Source organism: Tepidiphilus sp. J10 (assembly GCF_006980785.1).
Classification (GTDB): Bacteria; Pseudomonadota; Gammaproteobacteria; order Burkholderiales; family Rhodocyclaceae; genus Tepidiphilus; species Tepidiphilus olei.
In genome coordinates this window covers 107,646-125,886 of the sequence record NZ_SBHP01000004.1, presented here as the reverse complement: position 1 = coordinate 125,886, position 18,241 = coordinate 107,646, and the positions used below count along the sequence as shown (strand labels likewise).

Sequence of the window (18,241 nt, the reverse complement as noted above, 5' to 3'; positions counted from 1 at the left end):
AGGGAACCCATGAAGAAGATCCGCTGCGCCGTGATCGGCTCCGGCAACATCGGCACCGATCTGCTCTACAAACTCAAACGCAGCAGCGTGCTCGAGCCGGTGTGGATGGTCGGCATCGACCCGGCCTCGGAAGGCCTTGCGCGCGCCCGCGAAATGGGGCTCAAGACCACCGCCGAGGGGGTCGACGGCCTGCTGCCGCACGTCGAAGAAGACGAGATCCGCATCGCGTTCGACGCGACCAGCGCCTACGTGCATCCGGAAAACAGCCGTAAGCTCAACGCGCTCGGCGTGCTGATGATCGATCTCACCCCCGCGGCCATCGGCCCCTACTGTGTTCCCCCGGTCAACCTCAAGGAACACGTCGGCAAGGGCGAGATGAACGTCAACATGGTCACCTGCGGGGGCCAGGCGACGATCCCCATGGTCTATGCCGTCTCGCGGGTGCAGTCGGTCGCCTATGGCGAGATCGTTGCCACCGTGGCGAGCAAATCCGCCGGGCCGGGCACGCGCAAGAACATCGACGAATTCACCCGTACCACTGCCGGGGCCGTGGAAAAAGTGGGCGGTGCCAAGAAAGGCAAGGCCATCATTATCCTCAACCCCGCCGAACCGCCGCTCATCATGCGCGACACGGTGCATTGCCTCACCGAAACCGAACCCGAGCGCGAGCTCATCACCGCCTCGATCCACGACATGATCAAGGAAGTGCAGAAATACGTTCCCGGCTACCGGCTGGTCAATGGCCCCGTCTTCGACGGGAACCGCGTCTCCGTCTATCTCGAAGTCGAAGGGCTGGGCGATTATCTGCCCAAATACGCCGGCAACCTCGACATCATGACCGCGGCCGCGGCACGAACCGCCGAGATGTTCGCCGAAGAAATCCTGGCCGGCAAGCTGCGCCTCGAACCCAACCGCGCCGTGGCGCTCGCCTGATAGGAGACAAACGATGGATCTTCGCGGCAAAAAAATCACCGTTCATGACATGACCCTGCGTGATGGGATGCACCCCAAGCGCCATCAGATCACGCTCGAACAGATGGTGGCGATCGCCAAGGGGCTCGACGAGGCCGGCGTGCCCCTCATCGAGATCTCCCACGGCGACGGGCTGGGTGGTGCGTCGGTCAATTACGGTTTCCCGGCACACAGCGACGAAGAATACCTCGCCGCCGTCATCCCTCAGCTCAAACGCGCCAAGGTCTCCGCCCTGCTGCTGCCGGGCATCGGCACCGTCGATCACTTGAAGATGGCCCATGAACTCGGGGTGAATACCATCCGCGTGGCCACGCACTGCACCGAGGCCGACGTCTCGGAGCAGCACATCGGCATGGCACGCAAACTCGGCATGGACACCGTGGGCTTTCTCATGATGGCCCACATGAACACGCCCGAAGGTCTGGTGCAGCAAGCCAAGCTCATGGAGAGCTACGGGGCCAACTGCATCTACGTCACCGACTCGGCCGGACATCTGCTGCCCGACGGCGTCAAGGCGCGAGTGGGTGCGGTGCGCGAGGCGCTCAAGCCCGAGACCGAAGTGGGGTTCCACGCGCACAATAACCTGGGCATGGCGATCGCCAATTCGCTCGCCGCGATCGAAGTGGGCGCCGTGCGTATCGACGGTTCGGCCGCGGGGCTGGGGGCGGGCGCGGGCAACACGCCCACCGAAGTGCTGGTGGCCGTGTGCGATCTCATGGGCATCGAGACCGGCATCGACGTCTTCAAAATCCAGGACGTGGCCGAAGACCTCGTCGTGCCGATCATGGATTTCCCCATCCGCATCGACCGCGACGCGCTCACTCTGGGCTACGCCGGCGTCTACGGCTCTTTCCTGCTCTTTGCCAAACGCGCCGAGCAGAAATACGGTATCCCCGCGCGCGAGATTCTCGTCGAACTCGGGCGTCGCGGCATGGTTGGGGGGCAAGAAGACATGATCGAGGATACGGCGCTCAGCATGGCCAAAGCGCGGGAGATGGCGGCATGAAACTCACCCGGGAAGTGATCGAACGCTTGGCTGAACACCTCGAGCGCTGCGAGCTCGAGGCGCGCGACACGACCAAGATCACCGACGAGCATCCCGACATGGACTGGGAGGACGCTTATGCCATCCAGGAGGCGATCAAGCAGCGCAAGCTTGCCCGGGGTGCGCGGGTGGTTGGTTTCAAGGCAGGGCTCACCTCCCACGCCAAAATGCGGCAAATGGGTGTCTCCACGCCCTGTTTCGGGTTTCTCGTTGACGACTATGCCGTTCCCGAAGGGGGAGAAATCGACACGAGCGCGCTCATCCATCCCAAGGTAGAACCGGAGATTGCGTTCGTGACCAAGGCGCCGCTCAAGGGGCCGGGCTGCCACATCGGCACGGTGCTCGCCGCCACCGATTTCGTGATTCCCGCCATCGAGGTGATCGACAGCCGCTACCGCGATTTCAAGTTCGATCTGAAGAGCGTGATCGCCGACAACTGCTCGAGCAGCCGTTTCGTCGTGGGCGGGCGCATCGCGCCACCCCAGGAGCTCGATCTGCGCACGATCGGGGTGGTGCTGGAGAAGAACGGCGAGCCGGTGGCTTTCGGCGCCGGTGCCGCCGTGCTGGGACATCCGGCGAGCGCCATTGCCATGCTCGCCAACGAGCTGGGACGGCGCGGAGAAGAGATTCCCGCGGGGAGTCTCATCCTCTCGGGCGGAATCACGGAAGCCGTGAGCGTGCAAAAAGGCGATGCGATCACGCTGCGCATGCAGCACCTGGGATCGGTCGGGGTTCGTTTTCGTTGAAGGGGGAGAAAAATCGTGCCGTTCGTACAGATCTACATCCTTGAAGGTCGTACCGAAGAGCAGAAGAAGGCGGCAATCGCCAAGGTGACCGAGGCGCTGGTTGAATCGCTCGGTTCACCCAAGGAGAACGTCCGCGTGATGATCCAGGACGTGCCGAAGTCGCAATGGGGTATCGGCGGCGTTACGGCCAAAGACTTGGGACGATGAGTCCGAACAAACGATGAAAAGAGGAGGAGGCAATGAACATATGATTTTAATTCAATATATTAAATTTATCTAAATTTACTTTTTATTTTTAAGTGACTAGCGAACTCTTAAACTTGAACTTCAAAGGAGATAAAAATGGCTCTGCTCAATAGAATGGACTGGTATGACCTAGCCAGAACCACAAACTGGACGCCAACTTACGTTACCGAAAATGAATTATTTCCCCCAAAATTATCAGGGGATTTTGGTCTGCCACAAAACGCGTGGGAAAATTACGATGAACCTTATAAACAGACTTATCCTGAGTATGTGAAGGTACAGCGCGAAAAAGATGCAGGTGCTTACTCGGTTAAGGCTGCCCTTGAGCGCAGTCGAATTTTCGAGAATGCTGATCCAGGTTGGAAAGCAGTAATTAAAGAGCACTATGGTGCGATCGCTCGCGGAGAATATGCTGCTGCCAGTGCTGAAGCCCGTATGATGCGTTTCTCTAAGGCTCCCGGCATGCGCAACATGGCCACATTAGGTTGTCTAGATGAAATTCGTCACGGTCAAATTCAGCTCTATTTTGCTCATGAACATGTATCGAAGGATCGTCAGATGGATTGGGCCTTCAAGGCCTATGACACTAACGAGTGGGCAATGATAGCGGCTCGTCATTTCTTCGACGATATCATGATGACGAGAGATGCTATTAGCGTATCTATTATGTTGACCTTCGCCTTTGAAACGGGTTTTACCAACATGCAGTTTCTCGGTCTTGCTGCCGATGCAGCTGAATCTGGCGATCACACTTTTTCCAACCTGATTTCTAGTATTCAGACTGACGAATCTCGACATGCCCAAATTGGGGGACCAGCCCTCAAGGTGTTGATTGAGAATGGTAAGAAAGCGGAGGCCCAAAAGCGAGTAGACATTGCGGTCTGGCGTGCCTGGAAGTTATTTTCAGTGCTGACTGGCCCGATTATGGACTACTATACGCCATTAGTGCATCGCAAGCAGTCTTTCAAAGAATTTATGGAAGAATGGATTGTCGCTCAGTTTGAACGTGCTTTGACCGACATGGGGCTAGATTTGCCTTGGTATTGGGATATCTTTCTCAGAGATCTCGGTGAAACTCATCATGGTATGCATTTGGGTGTTTATTTTTGGCGCCCTACTGTATGGTGGAGTCCTGCTGCTGGTGTAACACCTGATGAGCGTGCTTGGCTGGAAGAAAAATATCCTGGTTGGAATGACACCTGGGGGCAATGTTGGGATGTGATCATTGATAACGTTGTGGAGGGTAACATGTCCATGGCTTATCCGGAAACTTTGCCTGTAATTTGCAATATGTGTCAATTGCCGATAATGGGCACACCGGGTAAAGGTTGGAATGTCAAAGATTATCCATTGGAGTACAACGGTCGCCTCTACCACTTCGGATCGGAAGTAGATCGTTGGGTTTTTCAGCAAGAACCGGAACGCTATGCTGGTCATCTTACCCTCGTCGATCGTTTTCTGGCAGGAATGATCCAACCGATGGATCTCAATGGAGCGCTCCAGTATATGAATCTTGCACCTGGTGAAATTGGCGACGATGCTCATAAATATGCATGGGCTGAGGTGTATCGTCAATTGCGTTCAGTCAAGAAAGTTGCCTGATACGACAACAAGCAAGTGACCCGGCGTTTTAGCGTCGGGTCCAATCGACCAGGAGATGAGAAAATGGCCCTTTTTCCGCTGACTTCGAATTTCGAAGGGGATTTTGTTTTGCAATTAGTAGCAGTAGATACAGAGAGTACCATGGATGAGGTTGCTGCTGCGGCTGCTATACATTCAGTTGGCCGACGTGTCAAAGCTCGTCCTGGTTGTATATTACGTGTTCGTAGACAGGGGGAAAAAGAATTTTTTCCCAGAGAAATGAAGGTTTCGGAGTCTGGGTTGAAACCAACAGAAACGATCGAGATTATTTGGGAATCAATCGAGAAATGAACGGAGCAAGAGATGCCCTATACAAAAGTTTGCACTCTCGATGATCTGTGGGAAGGCGAAATGGCTTCCTATACCGTAAACGGCCATGAAATTTTGCTAGTTTCTCTTGACGGCGGTGAAATCAAGGCGTTTCAGGGTATTTGTCCACATCAGGATATTCCACTCGTTGAGGGCAAGTTTGATGGGAAGAAGGTGGTTTGTCGGGCGCATTTATGGCAATTTGATGCCCATACAGGAAAGGGTATTAATCCAGATGATTGCGCTTTAGCCGAATATCCAGTAAAAGTTGATGGAAATGACATTTTAATTGATACCGAGGGAGTTAATCCTTTTTTTGCCCATACATAATGATTTATAACTGTATGGCCGGAATAGATTAAAGGGAGAATCCGATGAGTATAGAGACAGCTAGGCAAGCTTATCATAATAACATGGTGGGCCCTGTCATGCGAGCTGGAGAATTGGCAGAAGCGATTATTGAGGCTGCTAAAATCGATAATCCGGGAAAGGAAATATACGTTGATGATAAGTTGGCTTATATCCGTATCCATGCGGATAACGAGTTGATACTGCGAGAAGAGACTATTGAGAGGCAACTCGGTAGGCCTTTTCAAATGAAAGATCTAGAAATTGATCTTTGTTCTTTTGCAGGTCAGATTGAAACTAAAGATAAATTTGTACGATTCTACTTCGTTAAAAAGATTTAATCTAAAATCGGTCGAGGAGACTAAAATGTCCGAATTGCAATTGCTTAAACCACTGAAAACTTGGAGTCACTTGGCGTCTCGTCGTCGCAAACCTAGCGAGTACGAGATTGTCAGCGTGAAACTTCACTACAACGATCGGGATCCTAATGCGCCCTATGAACTTGACCCTCATATGTTCATGAATGAGTGGTATAAGAAATATACTTTTGGTTCTCCGCTCAAACATGAAGATTGGAATGCTTTTCGTGATCCAGATGAAGTAATTTATCGTACCTATAATCTGATACAAGATGGTCAAGAGACATATGTTTATGGACTCTTTGACCAATTCAACGAGCGTGAGCATGACAAAGCTCTTGATCCTCGGTGGGTGCGGTCGTTGGCTCGGCTGTATACCCCATCGCGTTATCTATTTCATGCCATGCAGATGGCTTCGGCTTATGTTGGTCAGGTATCTCCAGCTAGTACTATTACCAATTGCAATTATTTTCAGATGGCCGATTGTCTACGTTGGGTGAGCCATACTGCATACCGAACTAAGGAACTTTCTCTGAACTTTCCTGATATGGGGTTCACGCGAGATGAACGTGATTACTGGGAGAATGATCCTGCATGGCAGGGATTCCGAGAACTAATAGAAAAAGTTTTGACAGTTTGGGACTGGGGCGAGGGTATTATTGCGCTTAACCTGATTGCTAAACCTGCTATAGAAGAAAGCGTTTTGCGCAAGCTGGGTGAATCTGCACGGCATAACGGGGATACGCTTCTTGGGCTTCTTACAGATGCACAATTGATTGATGTCGCCCGGCACCGTCGATGGATTGCTGCTTTCGTGAAGATGGCATTAGAAACTCCTGAAAATTACAAAATTATCCAGAGTTGGATTACTAAATGGGAACCGATAGCCAACAGGGCAATAGATGCTTACTGTGCATCGTTACCCGATGTGCCAGATGCTGCAGATTCTGTTAAGGAGACTATGCGCGAATTTCTCCGTTCTTTTGGGTTTTGATCATCATTCTGGCTGCTGGTTCGATCTTTATTTATATTTAATTATTGATATATCCAGCAGCCATTCGACATATATTCGGTGACCCATGAACGATTTTGTGAATATCAAAAATCAAAAGGATGGCAGTGTATTCGTCCAACATCTGGGCGATACCATCCTGCGTGCTGCTCTGCGCGCCGGGGTAGGTTTGACTTACGAATGTAATTCTGGAGGGTGCGGAGGATGTAAGTTCGAGCTTGTCGCTGGTGAGGTGGAAAATCTCTGGCCTGAAGCACCCGGTTTGAGTGAGCGCGACAAAAAACGTGGTCGGTACTTGGCATGTCAGTGCAGTGCTATTGGTGATGTGTGTATCAAGGCGGCTACGGCAGCTGAATATATACCACAGATTCTCCCCAAGCGGCAGCATGCTGTTCTGATGGAAAGTACAGAGATCACTCACGACATTCGTGAGTTTCGTTTCATCGCCAGTGAGGAGGCAAATTTCCTTCCTGGTCAGTACGCTATGCTTGACTTGCCGGGAGTCAAAGGTTCGCGTGCTTATTCCATGGCCAATATCGCCAACGAACAGCGTGAATGGTGTTTCTATATTCGACGGGTTCCTCATGGACAGGGGACACACGTTCTCTTCGATTGCCTTGCTGCTGGCGATCAGATTGGTCTCGATGGTCCGTATGGAGTGGCCTATCTGCGAACTGGTTCGCCCCGTGATATTGTGTGCGTAGCAGGCGGTTCTGGTCTTGCGCCCATGATCTCTATTGCGAGGGGAGCTGCTGCGGCAGGAATGTTGAATAATAGAAATCTATATTTTTTCTATGGAGCTCGAACTCCTCGCGATGTCTGCGGTGAAGTACAACTCCGAGAACTGCCAGGTTATGGCGAAGCCATTCATTTCATTCCTGTAGTTTCTCTTTTTAAAGATGCAGGCGAATGGTCTGGTCGTACGGGCTATGTGCACGATTCGCTTATTGAAGCTTTGCCAAAGCCATTGCCCGAGTATGAATTCTATTTTGCTGGCCCTCCTCCAATGACACAAGCGTTGCAGGAGCTTCTTATGCTCGATCACGGAGTACCTTTTACACAGATTCATTTCGATCGATTTTTTTAAAACTTAAAACTAACAACCATAGAAAAGCTGAAATATCAAATACCATAAAAAAGAGGAGGAGGCAATGAATGTTCAAAAGCATATCATTGGGGTTGCTGTCGTTTGTGGGTTGGTTACCCATACGCCGTTCTCCATGGCGACAGACGTATTTCATTTCGAAGGGTATGGCGCAGTGTCACGAGCCATGGGAGGAACGGCCGTAGCGCAAGATGTGGGTGCTGCTGGGATGATGACCAATCCGGCAACCCTATCCTTGTCTCCCGATGTGCATCAGCTGATGCTTGGTCTAGATATTGTGACCACGGACATTAATGTGCGTGATCGAAATACTGGAGAATCCGTTAGCTCGGATGATCATTCCAATAACCGGGGGCCGTATATTGCTCCGGAATTGGCTTATACTCAGCGCGTCGGGCAATGGTCATTTGGAGTCGGTGCTTTCGCAAAAGGGGGATTGGGGACTGAATATGGAAAAAACAGTTTCCTTTCTCGAGCTACAGGTGGTGCGAATACTGGGCTTGATAATTCTAGCAGGCTATTGGTTTTGGATATTCCGTTTGCTGCCAGCTATCAGGTTACGGATGATTTATCCATTGGCGCCAGCTTGGACGCCCTATGGCAAGGTTTAAACCTTGATCTTCTACTTGGTGCTGATCAGGTTGGCAGCTTAATTGGAAGCGGCCGGGTTTCCGGATCTCTGTTGCCGGTTATTGGTGGGATTCCGGAGCTTCAGGGAGCTCATTTTAGCTTGACAAAGAACAAACCGCTTGCCAGTGGCGTCGATGCGTGGGGGTACTCAGGTCGTTTCGGGATAGTATATCAAGCAGTCCCAGGAACTAAGTTGGGAGCTTCTTATACGTTTAAGAGCCAAATTAGCGATATGGAAGGCGATGCAACTTTGACTGCCATTTCTGGAGAGCTCGGTCAGATTCCGCTTTCTGGAAAAATTAAAATCAAGGATTTTCAAATGCCAGCCAAAGCCGATATTGGTATAAGTCACCAATTGACGTCGGCTTGGACTGTTGCTGCTGATATTTCTCGAGTGTTTTGGAAGGATGCTATGAAAGACATTAAAGTTTCCTTCCAAGCAAACGGTGGTGGTAATATGAACATCCTACTTCCACAAAATTACAAGAATCAAACTATTCTCGCCTTAGGGGCTGCCTACGTACTTTCGCCAAAGTGGACCTTTCGTGCAGGACTACGCATTGCCTCAGAGGCTTTGCGGAGTGAGACACTTTTTGCGGTAATTCCTGCAACACCGACCAAACATGCCACTTTTGGTTTTAGCTATACGATATCAAAGGAAAGTAGAGTTGATTTTGCGTATTCACATGCTTTTGAGAAAAAGATGAATAATGAAAATCTGCCAAATACTTCTGACCCTATCCAGGTAACGCATTCTCAAGATAATGCTGTTATCAATTATGTTTATCGATTTTAAAACTATTTGTCGAGTTATCGGCGATGACAACAGCGAATCGAGTTTTACGCGCCTACTGCGTGCCCAAGGGTAAATGTCACTGGGGCAGCAGCCGTGCACCGCAGCGCGCACGAGCGCCGACGACGCACGTGTGGCCACCGCCTCAGCCAAGTGTGGTTCTGGAACTTGACATCTAACTGACGAAAAACACGGAAATTTCAAAACGCATTCTTAAAACGTGGTTCAAACCAAAGGAGAATGGAATGAAGGCTGCTGTTTATTTCGGACCAGAAGACATCCGCTGTACCGACATTGCCGATCCGGTAATCCGCGCCGATCACGAAATATTGGTGGCGGTCTGCGCTACGTCTATATGCGGTTCCGATCTTCACATGTATCGAGGGGCACTGGACCCCATTATGGAAAAGGGACGATCACAGACCGGACATGAACTGATCGGCGAGGTAGTCGATGTCGGCAAGTCAGTCGGACGGTTCAAGAAGGGGGATCGCGTTAGCATGGCCTATTCGTGCTCATGTGGCGATTGCTATATGTGCAAAGTCGGCCAGACGGCGCACTGCGAAACGACCCAGAAGGCGGTCTACGGGTTTGGCATACCGTTTGGTAACCTCAATGGAACCCATGCGGAACTCATGGTGCTGCCGCATGCCGACGCGCATACGATTCATGTCCCAAATGCGATTCCCGATGCCGCGGCCCTGACCCTGTCCTGCAACCTCCCGTCGGCCATCATCGCTAATAGGCTTGCTGATATTCAACCCGGCGAGTCGGTCGCGCTCATCGGCTGCGGGCCGACCGGATTGATGACGCTCGATATTTCCTTGAAGCGTGCTCCGGGGCGCTGTGTCGCGATCGATCGAGTACCACATCGCCTAGCTGCGGCGGCGAAGAAGGGCGCGACGACCGTCGACGCCAGCCAGCCGGATTGGAAAGAGAAGGCGATTGCGCAATGCGGAGGCCGTGGGTTCGACAAGGTTATCGAAGTCGTTGGCTATCCGGAAACCCTGCAGATGTGTCTGGATATCGTTCGACCCGGAGGTACGGTTGCGGCCATCGGAGTGTTCACTGATGGTCAGTTCAATCTGAATTTGGCTGACGTTTCCCTGCGCGACATCACCCTGCACTTGAACGGATTCGCTAACGTCCAGCCGTATATGTGGGACGGGCTTCGGTTGCTCGAGAATGGAGTGGTAAATCCACAGGAATATTTTTCACACGAGTTTGGACTGCGTGATATCGATAAGGCATATGCTACTTTCTATAATAAGACGGACGGTGCGATGAAGATGCTCATTCGCCCCTGACAGCTATCGAAACGGCAATTATTTTGACACGGAGAGATGGATCGTCGGACCAAAAAGATCAACCGCGGTTCGCGCGCCCGCGGCGATGGCGCAAGGCATCGTCGAGCGTGGCGGCCACCAGGCCGGTGAGGATGAACACGAAACCGGCGAGGTCGTTCCACGGCAGCGTCTCGCCCAGCATGGCCATGGAGGCGAGATAGCCCACCAGCGGCACGCTCAGGGTGGCGAGGCTGGTGGTGATGGCGGGCAGCGCCCGCGTGACGGTGATCATCGCCCAGAAACAGAAAGCGGTGGTGATCGGCCCGTTGTAGAGCAGGATGGCCCACAGCGGGGTTTCCCAGCGGATGTGGGCGACGTCTTCCAGCGCGAGGGAGAGCGGCAGCAGCACCAGGGCCGCGATGCCCATCTGCCAGGGAGCGAGCGAAAGCGGCGTGCCGCGCCAGCGATGGCCCCGTACCTGCACGATCAGTACCGCCCACAGGAGCGCCGCGAGCAGCAGCGCCCCGTTGCCGAACAGCACCTGAGGATCATGCCAATCGAAGGCAAGCGGATTGAACAGGATCAGCACGCCGGCAAGCCCTAGGGTGACGCCCAGCAGCCGCAGGCGCGTGAGCGGCTCGCGCAGCCGCCATACGGCGAGCGGCAACACCCACAGCGGGGTGGTATAGGCGAGGATGGCCGAGCGCCCGGCGGAGACGTACTGCAAACCGACGTTGACCAGGGCGCTGAAAGCGGCCATCTGCAGCAAACCTACGCCGAGCACCACCGGCCAGTCGTCGCGGTGCGGTCACTTCAACTGGCCGCGCCAGGCGGCCACGGCGGCGAGGATGACGGCGCCGAGTACCATGCGCGCCGCGGCAAACGCGATCGGCGGGATGTACTGCAGGCCGTATTTCATGATGGGCCAGTTGGCCCCCCAGAGGATGACGACGAGCAGCAGCAGGGCCCAGGCGCTACGCGGAGAAGAGGGGGCGGGATCGGACGGCGACATGGTGCTTCGGCCTGCGCTCAGACGTTGAACAGGAAGTGGATCACGTCGCCGTCCTGCACCACGTACTCCTTGCCCTCGGCGCGCATCTTGCCGGCCTCTTTCGCACCATGTTCGCCTCCGTAATGGATGAAGTCCTCGTAGGCGATGGTTTGGGCGCGGATGAAGCCGCGCTCGAAGTCGGTGTGGATGACGCCGGCGGCCTGCGGGGCGGTGGCACCGATGGGAATGGTCCAGGCGCGTACTTCCTTGACGCCGGCGGTGAAGTAGGTCTGCAAACCGAGGAGCCGGTAGGCGGCACGAATGAGCCGGTTCAGGCCCGGTTCCTCCAGCCCCATCTCGGCGAGGAAGGCTTGTTTGTCCTCGTCGTCGAGCTCGGCGATCTCGGCCTCGATCGCGGCGCAGATGGGAACGACTTCGGCCCCCTCGGCGGCGGCGTGTTCGCGTACGGATTCGAGCAGGGGGTTGTCGGCGAAACCGTTTTCGCTCACGTTCGCGGCATAGAGCACGGGCTTGGCGGTGAGCAGAAAGAGGGGTTTGAGGAGTGCCCGCTCTTCTTTGCCGAGCGCGAGCGCCCGCACCGGCTTGCCGGCGTCGAGCTGGGCGTAGGCGCGTTCGAGCACGGCCACCAGCGCCTTGGCGTCCTTGTCCCCGGCCTGTGCCGGTTTGCGCCAGCGGGTGAGCGCCTTTTCCACCGTGGCGAGATCGGCGAGCGCGAGCTCGGTGTCGATCACCTCGATGTCGCGCAAGGGATCGACACCGCCGGCGACGTGCACCACGTTGGGATCCTCAAAACAACGCACGACGTGCACGATGGCGTCGGTCTCGCGAATGTTGGCGAGAAACTGGTTGCCCAGCCCCTCGCCCTTGCTCGCGCCGGCCACCAGTCCGGCGATGTCGACGAATTCGACGATGGCCGGGACGATGCGCTGGGGCTGTACGATGCGGGCGAGTTCGGCCAGGCGCGGGTCGGGGACTTCGACCACCCCCACGTTGGGTTCGATGGTACAGAAGGGGTAGTTGGCCGCTTCGATCCCCGCTTTGGTAAGCGCGTTGAAGAGGGTGGATTTGCCGACGTTGGGTAGTCCGACGATGCCACAGCGCAGACTCATGACTTTACTTCCTTGTCCGTTGGGCCGCTTTTGGGCGGTTTGGGTTTGGCGTTGATGCGCCCCATGGCGCGTTCCCACTGCCCGGCGGCGATGTCGGGCCAGGCGGCGAGCGCGCGCTCGATGGCCTCCTCGATCGCCTCGCGCTCTTCGGCGCGGGGGGGCTTGAGTACGTAGTGGATCACGGCGTCGCGTTGCCCCGGATGACCGATTCCCAAGCGCAAACGCCAGAAATGGTCGGTGCCGAGCGCTGCTTGGATGTCCTTGAGGCCGTTGTGGCCAGCGTGGCTGCCGCCGAACTTGAGGCGCACCTGCCCGGGGGGGAGGTCTAGCTCATCGTGGACCACGAGGATCGCTTCGGGTTCGATGCGAAAGAAGCGCGCGAGCGTTCCCACCGCCAGCCCGCTGCGGTTCATGTAGGTGGTGGGCAGCAACAGCCGCAGCTCGCCCGCGCGGCCGACGAGGCCGTGAAATCGACTCTCGGGGGCGAGCGGGATACCGAGCCGCTCGGCGAGCCGCTCACAAAACCAAAACCCGGCATTGTGCCGGGTCTGGGCGTATTCGGCCCCGGGGTTGCCGAGGCCGACCACGAGACGCGGTGAGGCGGTAGGGAGTCGCGTCATCGCCGGGTTGTCTGCCTCATTCAGCTTTCGGTGGTTTCGCCGCCCTCAGGCCCACTTTCGCCGCGCACCTTGAGCGCCGTGGCCACGACCGGATCGCCTTCGCCGTGGTGTACGGCTTCGACGCCGGGGGGGAGTTCGAGCTGCGACAGGTGCAAGGATTGTTCGGGCTGCATATTGGAGAGGTCGACGGTGATGTATTCGGGCAGATCCTTGGGCAGGCAGCGTACCTCGATTTCGGTGAGTACGTGGCTGATGATGCAGCCGCCGAGCTTGACGGCGGGGCTGTTCTCACCGCCGACGAAGTGCAGCGGCACGTTGAGGTGAATCTTCTCGCCGGCCGAGACGCGCTGGAAATCGACGTGCAGCACGAGCGGTTTGTAGGCGTGCCATTGAGTATCGCGCAGCAGGACGCTCTCGCGCTCGCCGTCGATCTCGAGCGTCAGGATCGAGGCGTGGAAGGCCTCGTTGTTGAGCTGGTGGTAGAGCTCGTTGTGATCGAGGGTGATCGGCTGGGGGGCCTTGTCGCCACCATAGACGATTCCGGGCACGCGGCCGGCACGACGCAGGCGGCGGCTCGCACGCGATCCCTGCTCGGTTCTCCGGCTGGCTTTCACGGTGATTTGCATGAGGAGTTCTCCTTACGGTTGCTGGGTGCCGCCCGCGACCAGGCGGCGTAACCCCCCGACGCTCGCGCGTCGGGGAAAATTAGAGTGCTCATTCGCTGAACAGGGAACTGACGGATTCCTCGTTGCTGATGCGCAGCAAAGTGTCGGCGAGCAGGGCGCCGACGGAAATTTGGCGAATCCTGGGACAGGCGCGGGCATCGTCACGCAGCGGGATGGTATCGGTGACCACGAGTTCGTCGAGTTCGGAATCTTGGATACGGGCGACCGCCGTGCCGGAGAGCACGGGATGGGTACAGTAGGCGAGCACGCGCGTGGCACCATTTTCCTTGAGCGCTTGGGCAGCCTTGCAGAGGGTGCCGGCGGTGTCGACGATGTCGTCCATGATGACGCAGGTGCGCCCCTTGACTTCGCCGATGATGTTCATGACCTCGGAGACGTTGGCCTTGGGGCGGCGCTTGTCGATGATCGCGAGGTCACAGTCGAGGCGCTTGGCAAACGCGCGGGCGCGCACCACGCCGCCGACGTCGGGCGAGACGACCATGAGGTTCTCGTAACGCTGTTTTTCGAGGTCGTCGAGCAGTACCGGCGTGGCGTAGATGTTGTCCACCGGGATGTCGAAGAATCCTTGGATCTGGTCGGCGTGGAGATCCATGGTGAGCACGCGCTGCACGCCCACGGCCTGGAGCATGTTGGCCACGACCTTGGCGGTGATGGGCACCCGGGCGGAGCGGGGGCGGCGGTCTTGTCGCGCATAGCCGAAGTAGGGCAGGGCCGCGGTGATGCGCCAGGCCGAGGCGCGCTTGAGCGCATCGACCAGCACGATGAGCTCCATCAGGTTGTCGTTGGTCGGGGCGCAGGTGGGCTGCAGGATGAAGACGTCCTGACCGCGGACGTTTTCCAGGATCTCGACGTTGATTTCTCCGTCGGAGAAACGGCCGACCGTGGCCGCTCCCAGCGGGATTCCCAGGCGCCGCACGACGTCTTGTGCGAGCTTGGGGTTGGCGTTGCCGGTGAAAACCATCATGCTGCCGCGAGGCATGCGTATTCTCCGCACCCGAGTCCGTCTTCACGGGACCAGACCCGTGAAAGTCGAAACGGGCAGGCGATGCTTGCCTGCCCGTCGTGTTGGCTGGGGAGGAAGGATTCGAACCCTCGAATGCCGGAATCAAAATCCGGTGCCTTGACCAGCTTGGCGACTCCCCAAGTAACCGGTTCGCAGCGGCGCTCAGATCCAGTCGTGTAGTGGATGGCGATGCAGGGTTCGCGCGACCTTCGCCTGCCAGCCCGAAGGCACTTCGGCGGCGATGCGCTCGGCCTCGGAGGGCTCCGCGAATTCGGCGAACACGCAACTGCCCGATCCACTCATCCTGGCCGCTCCGGCATGCCGGGCGAGCCATTCCAGCGCCGCATCGACTTCCGGAAACAGCTCTCTTACTACTGGTTCGAGATCGTTTCGCGGAGGCGTCGTTGCGAGAGACGCTATTGTGCCAATGGGGGTATTTCTTGTCAAGCGGGGCGAGGCGAAAACCCGTGATGTAGGGACGTTGACGCCTGGCCACAGGATCAGGAACCAACGTTCGGGGCCAGGGTACGGGGTGAGGAGTTCGCCGATACCTTCGACGAAGGCGTCTTCGCCGAAGAGGAAGAAAGGAACGTCGGCGCCGAGCTGCAGGCCGAGTTCCATGAGCTGGGCCCGGGAAAGTCCCCCCTGCCACAAACGGTTGAGGGCGATCAGGGTGGTGGCGGCATCCGAACTGCCGCCGCCCAGGCCTGCGCCCGTGGGCAGGACTTTGTGCAGGGTGATGTCGACTCCGTAAGGGGTGCCGAGACGAGACTGGAGCAGATGGGCGGCCCGCAGGGTGAGATCGGCCGATTCCGGTACGCCGGGGAGCTCGTGCGTGCGGCGGATGCGTCCGTCGTCGCGGCGCACGAAGTCGAGGGTGTCGCTCCAATCGATGAGGCGAAAGTGCGATTGCAGCAGGTGGTAGCCGTCTTTACGCCGACCGACGACGTGCAGGAAGGTGTTGAGCTTGGCCGGGGCCGGACAGCCGCTGAGCCGCGCGCTCATGATTCGGGGTTCCAGGTGTCGAGGAGCAGGACCAACCGTGCGGCGCCGCGCTCGATCGTCAGGCGCCGGGGACGGGCGTCTTGCCAGGAGTCGAACGTGACGATCCAACCAGAATGCCAGACGCGCTGGAGTCTGCCCGTCGGGTCGCGTTCGATCCGGTCGGGCGTAGGCCCGGGATGGCCTTGGATCCAGGCGGTGAGGGCGGACAGTGGGGGCGGGGCGAATCCGAGGAGCGGTTCGAGGAGCGCAGCGGCGTCGGTTTCCTGGCGTTCGCCATCGGGTGTGCGCAGGGTGGCTACGCTGGCTTCGAGTGTCAGGATCGCCAAAGTTTGTCCGGTGGGGGAGAGCAGAGTGAGCGTGCTGCGTTTGGGGGCGTGGTCCCAGGAGAAGGAGGTCGCAAAACGCTGTTGGTCATCTTCGGCGAGCAAGCGGCCGCCGAGGCGAAACGTTTCGCGATATGGGACTTGCGTCGGTGTGGTCGCAGAAGGGGTGTCGACCGGGGAAGTGGCGCAGCCGCCGACGAACAGGAGCAGCAAGGGGAGTAGGTAGGCGATGAACCAAGCACGATGGCTGCATGGCGGCGTTCTCCGATGCTCGGACGTTTGCCCATCGAGGTGATGTGGCTCACAGCCTGCGCTTCGGCTGTCTACCCTTGCAGCCGATCTCGAGGGGCTTTTGCGGCAGCGGCAAGATAGATCGTTGCAGTACAGGGGACGCCTGGCGAGGATTTTGCTGCCGACGAATTTTTCACGAGGGATCATCGGTTCCGTTGCTCGAGCCAGCCCCGCACGCGTTGTAGCGGCTCGGCATCGGGTGAGCGTGCAGTCGCTTGTTTGAGCAGGGCTTGGGCTTCTTCATGTCGCCCGAGGACGGTGAGGACTTCGACCAAATGGGCGGCGATCTCGGGGTCGTACTGGCGTCGGTAGGCGTTTTGCAGCAGGGAAAGCGCTTCTTCGAGCCGCCCCTGGCGATAGCGTAGCCAGCCGACGCTGTCGAGGATGAACGGATCGTTGGGAGCGAGCTCGAGCGCTCGGGTGAGCAGGCGTTCGGCTTCGTCGAGGTCGCGGTTGGCATCGGCGAGTAGATAGCCCAGGGCATTGAGGCCATGGGCATGGTCGGGGTATAGCGCAATGAGTTTGCGCAAGTATCCTTCGGCGGATTCGTGTCTGCCGAGCCGTTCCAGGATCATGGCATATTCATAGAGCAGATCGGGTTCGTCGCCGAGCTCGGCGATTGCTTCGTCGACCCAGCGACGGGCGTCTTCCAAACGGTCGGCATCTTGTAGCAAGCGACTCTTGAGCAGGACCTCCGTTGTCGGGTCGAGTACGATCCTCGTCTGGTCGAGCGTTTCGAAGGCGGCGTCGATCTTGCCTTGTTTGGCGAGTGCGTGTGCGAGCAGGCGCTTGCTTTGGTCTTCGAGGGCGGGGTGGGTGATTTGGCGCAATACGGATTCAGCGCGACGTGGCTGCTTGGCGGTAAGGTAGAGTTGCGCGAGTTGGAGGCGCAGAAAATCGGCGTTGTCTCCGCCTTTGGAAATGACGTGCTCGAGGGCGGAGATGGCGCGGTCGAGGTGGCCGGTGCGTTCGGCCATCAATGCCACGGCCTGGAGCAATTGCGCATCGTCAGGGGCATTCGCCAGCAGTATTTCGAGGTGTCGTAAGGATTCTTCTTCCCGGCCGGGGGTCACGGCGAGGTGCTTGGCCAGGGTGAAACGTACGACTCGGGCGTAAGGGTACTCTCGGAGGTAGGTTTCGAGGCGGGCGATTGCCGTATCGGTCTCGCCGAGTTCGCCGAGGATTTCGGCCCATAGCGCCAGCGCGAGATCCCAGTCGGGACGTAGGGAGAGCGCATGTTCGGCTGCAATGCGTGCCGTGAGGAGGTCGTTGGCACGGCGTGCGGCTTCGGCACGGGCGAGTTGCGCTTCGGGGTATTCGAGGTAGGGCGTGGTGGCCAGCTCGATGATACGGCGAGCCATTTCGGGGTCGCCGAGCTCTTCGAGGGCGGCGTTGAGCCCTAGCAGGTTGTTCGGGAGTTGTTCGGGGTGTCGCCTCAGGATTTCATCCAGTTGGGCCAGGACGGCTTTTTCGCGTTGGGCGTCGAGCTCGGCCCGCATGCGTTCGAATCGTTCGATGGTCTCGGCGTTCGGTTCCACTTGGCGCCATAGGGTGAGGGCGCGGTTGAGCATTTCGTTTTGGCGGGTGATGGCGGCGATCTCGGCGGCCCGGCGAGCGAGTTCCGGAGCGCGTGCGTGTTGTGCGGCAAGCAGAAAGGCTTGCGCTGCGCTGCCGAAGTCTTGTTGCCTCAGTGCGATCTC

General features: G+C 57.2%; 20 protein-coding genes, 1 tRNA gene and 1 pseudogene. 12 read left to right on the top strand and 10 right to left on the bottom strand.

Features of this window, described 5'->3' with window-relative positions:
• Nucleotides 1-9: 9 nt before the first annotated feature.
• From EPD81_RS07275 to EPD81_RS07220, 12 genes are all read left to right on the top strand, one after another.
• Complete coding sequence (locus EPD81_RS07275) at nt 10-933, top strand: acetaldehyde dehydrogenase (acetylating) (protein WP_142804797.1); 924 nt, start codon at nt 10-12, stop codon at nt 931-933.
• Nucleotides 934-946: 13 nt separating this feature from the next.
• On the top strand, nt 947-1,978 hold the full coding sequence (dmpG, locus tag EPD81_RS07270; RefSeq protein WP_142804796.1) for a 4-hydroxy-2-oxovalerate aldolase: 1,032 nt from the start codon (nt 947-949) through the stop codon (nt 1,976-1,978).
• A complete protein-coding gene (gene dmpH / locus EPD81_RS07265) occupies nt 1,975-2,763 on the top strand; it encodes a 2-oxo-3-hexenedioate decarboxylase (protein ID WP_142804795.1) in 789 nt (262 codons plus the stop codon). The genes dmpG and dmpH overlap by 4 nt, the downstream gene beginning before the upstream one ends.
• Nucleotides 2,764-2,778: 15 nt before the next feature.
• The gene (locus EPD81_RS07260; protein ID WP_142804794.1) at nt 2,779-2,970 is read left to right on the top strand and encodes a 4-oxalocrotonate tautomerase; all 192 of its coding nucleotides are present in this window, start codon (nt 2,779-2,781) and stop codon (nt 2,968-2,970) included.
• A gap of 135 nt (nt 2,971-3,105) precedes the next feature.
• Entirely contained in the window at nt 3,106-4,611 is a 1,506-nt protein-coding gene (locus EPD81_RS07255; RefSeq protein ID WP_142804793.1) for an aromatic/alkene/methane monooxygenase hydroxylase/oxygenase subunit alpha, read from the top strand.
• 63 nt (nt 4,612-4,674) lie between these two features.
• On the top strand, nt 4,675-4,941 hold the full coding sequence (locus EPD81_RS07250; protein ID WP_142804792.1) for a toluene-4-monooxygenase system B family protein: 267 nt from the start codon (nt 4,675-4,677) through the stop codon (nt 4,939-4,941).
• A 12-nt stretch (nt 4,942-4,953) separates the two neighbouring features.
• Nucleotides 4,954-5,289, top strand: a complete 336-nt coding sequence (locus EPD81_RS07245) for a Rieske 2Fe-2S domain-containing protein (protein WP_142804791.1) — start codon at nt 4,954-4,956, stop codon at nt 5,287-5,289.
• 44 nt (nt 5,290-5,333) lie between these two features.
• Nucleotides 5,334-5,648, top strand: a complete 315-nt coding sequence (locus tag EPD81_RS07240) for an MmoB/DmpM family protein (protein ID WP_142804790.1) — start codon at nt 5,334-5,336, stop codon at nt 5,646-5,648.
• Between the two features lie 25 nt (nt 5,649-5,673).
• Nucleotides 5,674-6,660, top strand: a complete 987-nt coding sequence (locus EPD81_RS07235) for an aromatic/alkene monooxygenase hydroxylase subunit beta (RefSeq protein ID WP_142804789.1) — start codon at nt 5,674-5,676, stop codon at nt 6,658-6,660.
• Between the two features lie 85 nt (nt 6,661-6,745).
• On the top strand, nt 6,746-7,765 hold the full coding sequence (locus tag EPD81_RS07230; RefSeq protein ID WP_142804788.1) for a 2Fe-2S iron-sulfur cluster-binding protein: 1,020 nt from the start codon (nt 6,746-6,748) through the stop codon (nt 7,763-7,765).
• Nucleotides 7,766-7,829: 64 nt separating this feature from the next.
• On the top strand, nt 7,830-9,209 hold the full coding sequence (locus EPD81_RS07225) for an OmpP1/FadL family transporter (RefSeq protein WP_142804787.1): 1,380 nt from the start codon (nt 7,830-7,832) through the stop codon (nt 9,207-9,209).
• Nucleotides 9,210-9,451: 242 nt separating this feature from the next.
• Nucleotides 9,452-10,513, top strand: coding sequence for an alcohol dehydrogenase catalytic domain-containing protein (locus EPD81_RS07220; RefSeq protein WP_142804786.1), 1,062 nt, complete (start codon nt 9,452-9,454; stop codon nt 10,511-10,513).
• Nucleotides 10,514-10,571: 58 nt separating this feature from the next.
• On the opposite strand, the gene EPD81_RS07215 is transcribed toward EPD81_RS07220, so the two are convergent.
• The 10 genes and pseudogenes from EPD81_RS07215 to EPD81_RS07170 all read right to left on the bottom strand — a co-directional run.
• The gene (locus EPD81_RS07215) at nt 10,572-11,033 is read right to left on the bottom strand and encodes an EamA family transporter (RefSeq protein ID WP_255446498.1); all 462 of its coding nucleotides are present in this window, start codon (nt 11,031-11,033) and stop codon (nt 10,572-10,574) included.
• A gap of 45 nt (nt 11,034-11,078) precedes the next feature.
• A pseudogene (locus tag EPD81_RS10845) lies at nt 11,079-11,504 on the bottom strand (DMT family transporter); the annotation flags it as partial.
• A gap of 17 nt (nt 11,505-11,521) precedes the next feature.
• A complete protein-coding gene (ychF, locus tag EPD81_RS07205; protein WP_142804783.1) occupies nt 11,522-12,613 on the bottom strand; it encodes a redox-regulated ATPase YchF in 1,092 nt (363 codons plus the stop codon).
• Complete coding sequence (gene pth, locus EPD81_RS07200) at nt 12,610-13,233, bottom strand: aminoacyl-tRNA hydrolase (RefSeq protein ID WP_142804782.1); 624 nt, start codon at nt 13,231-13,233, stop codon at nt 12,610-12,612. Before pth ends, ychF begins: the two co-directional genes overlap by 4 nt.
• A 20-nt stretch (nt 13,234-13,253) precedes the next feature.
• Complete coding sequence (locus EPD81_RS07195; protein WP_142804781.1) at nt 13,254-13,859, bottom strand: 50S ribosomal protein L25/general stress protein Ctc; 606 nt, start codon at nt 13,857-13,859, stop codon at nt 13,254-13,256.
• Between the two features lie 88 nt (nt 13,860-13,947).
• Entirely contained in the window at nt 13,948-14,898 is a 951-nt protein-coding gene (locus tag EPD81_RS07190) for a ribose-phosphate pyrophosphokinase (protein ID WP_142804780.1), read from the bottom strand.
• A gap of 87 nt (nt 14,899-14,985) precedes the next feature.
• A tRNA-Gln gene (locus EPD81_RS07185) sits at nt 14,986-15,062 on the bottom strand.
• A 22-nt stretch (nt 15,063-15,084) separates the two neighbouring features.
• A complete protein-coding gene (ispE, locus tag EPD81_RS07180) occupies nt 15,085-15,927 on the bottom strand; it encodes a 4-(cytidine 5'-diphospho)-2-C-methyl-D-erythritol kinase (RefSeq protein WP_142804779.1) in 843 nt (280 codons plus the stop codon).
• The gene (locus EPD81_RS07175) at nt 15,924-16,463 is read right to left on the bottom strand and encodes an outer membrane lipoprotein LolB (RefSeq protein ID WP_185955388.1); all 540 of its coding nucleotides are present in this window, start codon (nt 16,461-16,463) and stop codon (nt 15,924-15,926) included. The genes ispE and EPD81_RS07175 overlap by 4 nt, the downstream gene beginning before the upstream one ends.
• A gap of 221 nt (nt 16,464-16,684) precedes the next feature.
• The coding region (locus EPD81_RS07170) for a tetratricopeptide repeat protein (RefSeq protein ID WP_221929262.1) at nt 16,685-18,241 on the bottom strand (1,557 nt) is incomplete at its 5' end.

Coding starts and splice junctions, on each gene's coding strand:
- EPD81_RS07275 (WP_142804797.1), top strand. CDS start 10: ATGAAGAAGATCCGCTGCGCCGTGATCGGCTCCGGCAACATCGGCACC.
- ychF (WP_142804783.1), bottom strand. CDS start 12,613: ATGAGTCTGCGCTGTGGCATCGTCGGACTACCCAACGTCGGCAAATCC.
- pth (WP_142804782.1), bottom strand. CDS start 13,233: ATGACGCGACTCCCTACCGCCTCACCGCGTCTCGTGGTCGGCCTCGGC.
- ispE (WP_142804779.1), bottom strand. CDS start 15,927: ATGAGCGCGCGGCTCAGCGGCTGTCCGGCCCCGGCCAAGCTCAACACC.
- EPD81_RS07230 (WP_142804788.1), top strand. CDS start 6,746: ATGAACGATTTTGTGAATATCAAAAATCAAAAGGATGGCAGTGTATTC.
- EPD81_RS07235 (WP_142804789.1), top strand. CDS start 5,674: ATGTCCGAATTGCAATTGCTTAAACCACTGAAAACTTGGAGTCACTTG.
- EPD81_RS07250 (WP_142804792.1), top strand. CDS start 4,675: ATGGCCCTTTTTCCGCTGACTTCGAATTTCGAAGGGGATTTTGTTTTG.
- EPD81_RS07245 (WP_142804791.1), top strand. CDS start 4,954: ATGCCCTATACAAAAGTTTGCACTCTCGATGATCTGTGGGAAGGCGAA.
- EPD81_RS07220 (WP_142804786.1), top strand. CDS start 9,452: ATGAAGGCTGCTGTTTATTTCGGACCAGAAGACATCCGCTGTACCGAC.
- dmpG (WP_142804796.1), top strand. CDS start 947: ATGGATCTTCGCGGCAAAAAAATCACCGTTCATGACATGACCCTGCGT.
- EPD81_RS07240 (WP_142804790.1), top strand. CDS start 5,334: ATGAGTATAGAGACAGCTAGGCAAGCTTATCATAATAACATGGTGGGC.
- EPD81_RS07225 (WP_142804787.1), top strand. CDS start 7,830: ATGAATGTTCAAAAGCATATCATTGGGGTTGCTGTCGTTTGTGGGTTG.
- EPD81_RS07190 (WP_142804780.1), bottom strand. CDS start 14,898: ATGCCTCGCGGCAGCATGATGGTTTTCACCGGCAACGCCAACCCCAAG.
- EPD81_RS07255 (WP_142804793.1), top strand. CDS start 3,106: ATGGCTCTGCTCAATAGAATGGACTGGTATGACCTAGCCAGAACCACA.
- EPD81_RS07195 (WP_142804781.1), bottom strand. CDS start 13,859: ATGCAAATCACCGTGAAAGCCAGCCGGAGAACCGAGCAGGGATCGCGT.
- dmpH (WP_142804795.1), top strand. CDS start 1,975: ATGAAACTCACCCGGGAAGTGATCGAACGCTTGGCTGAACACCTCGAG.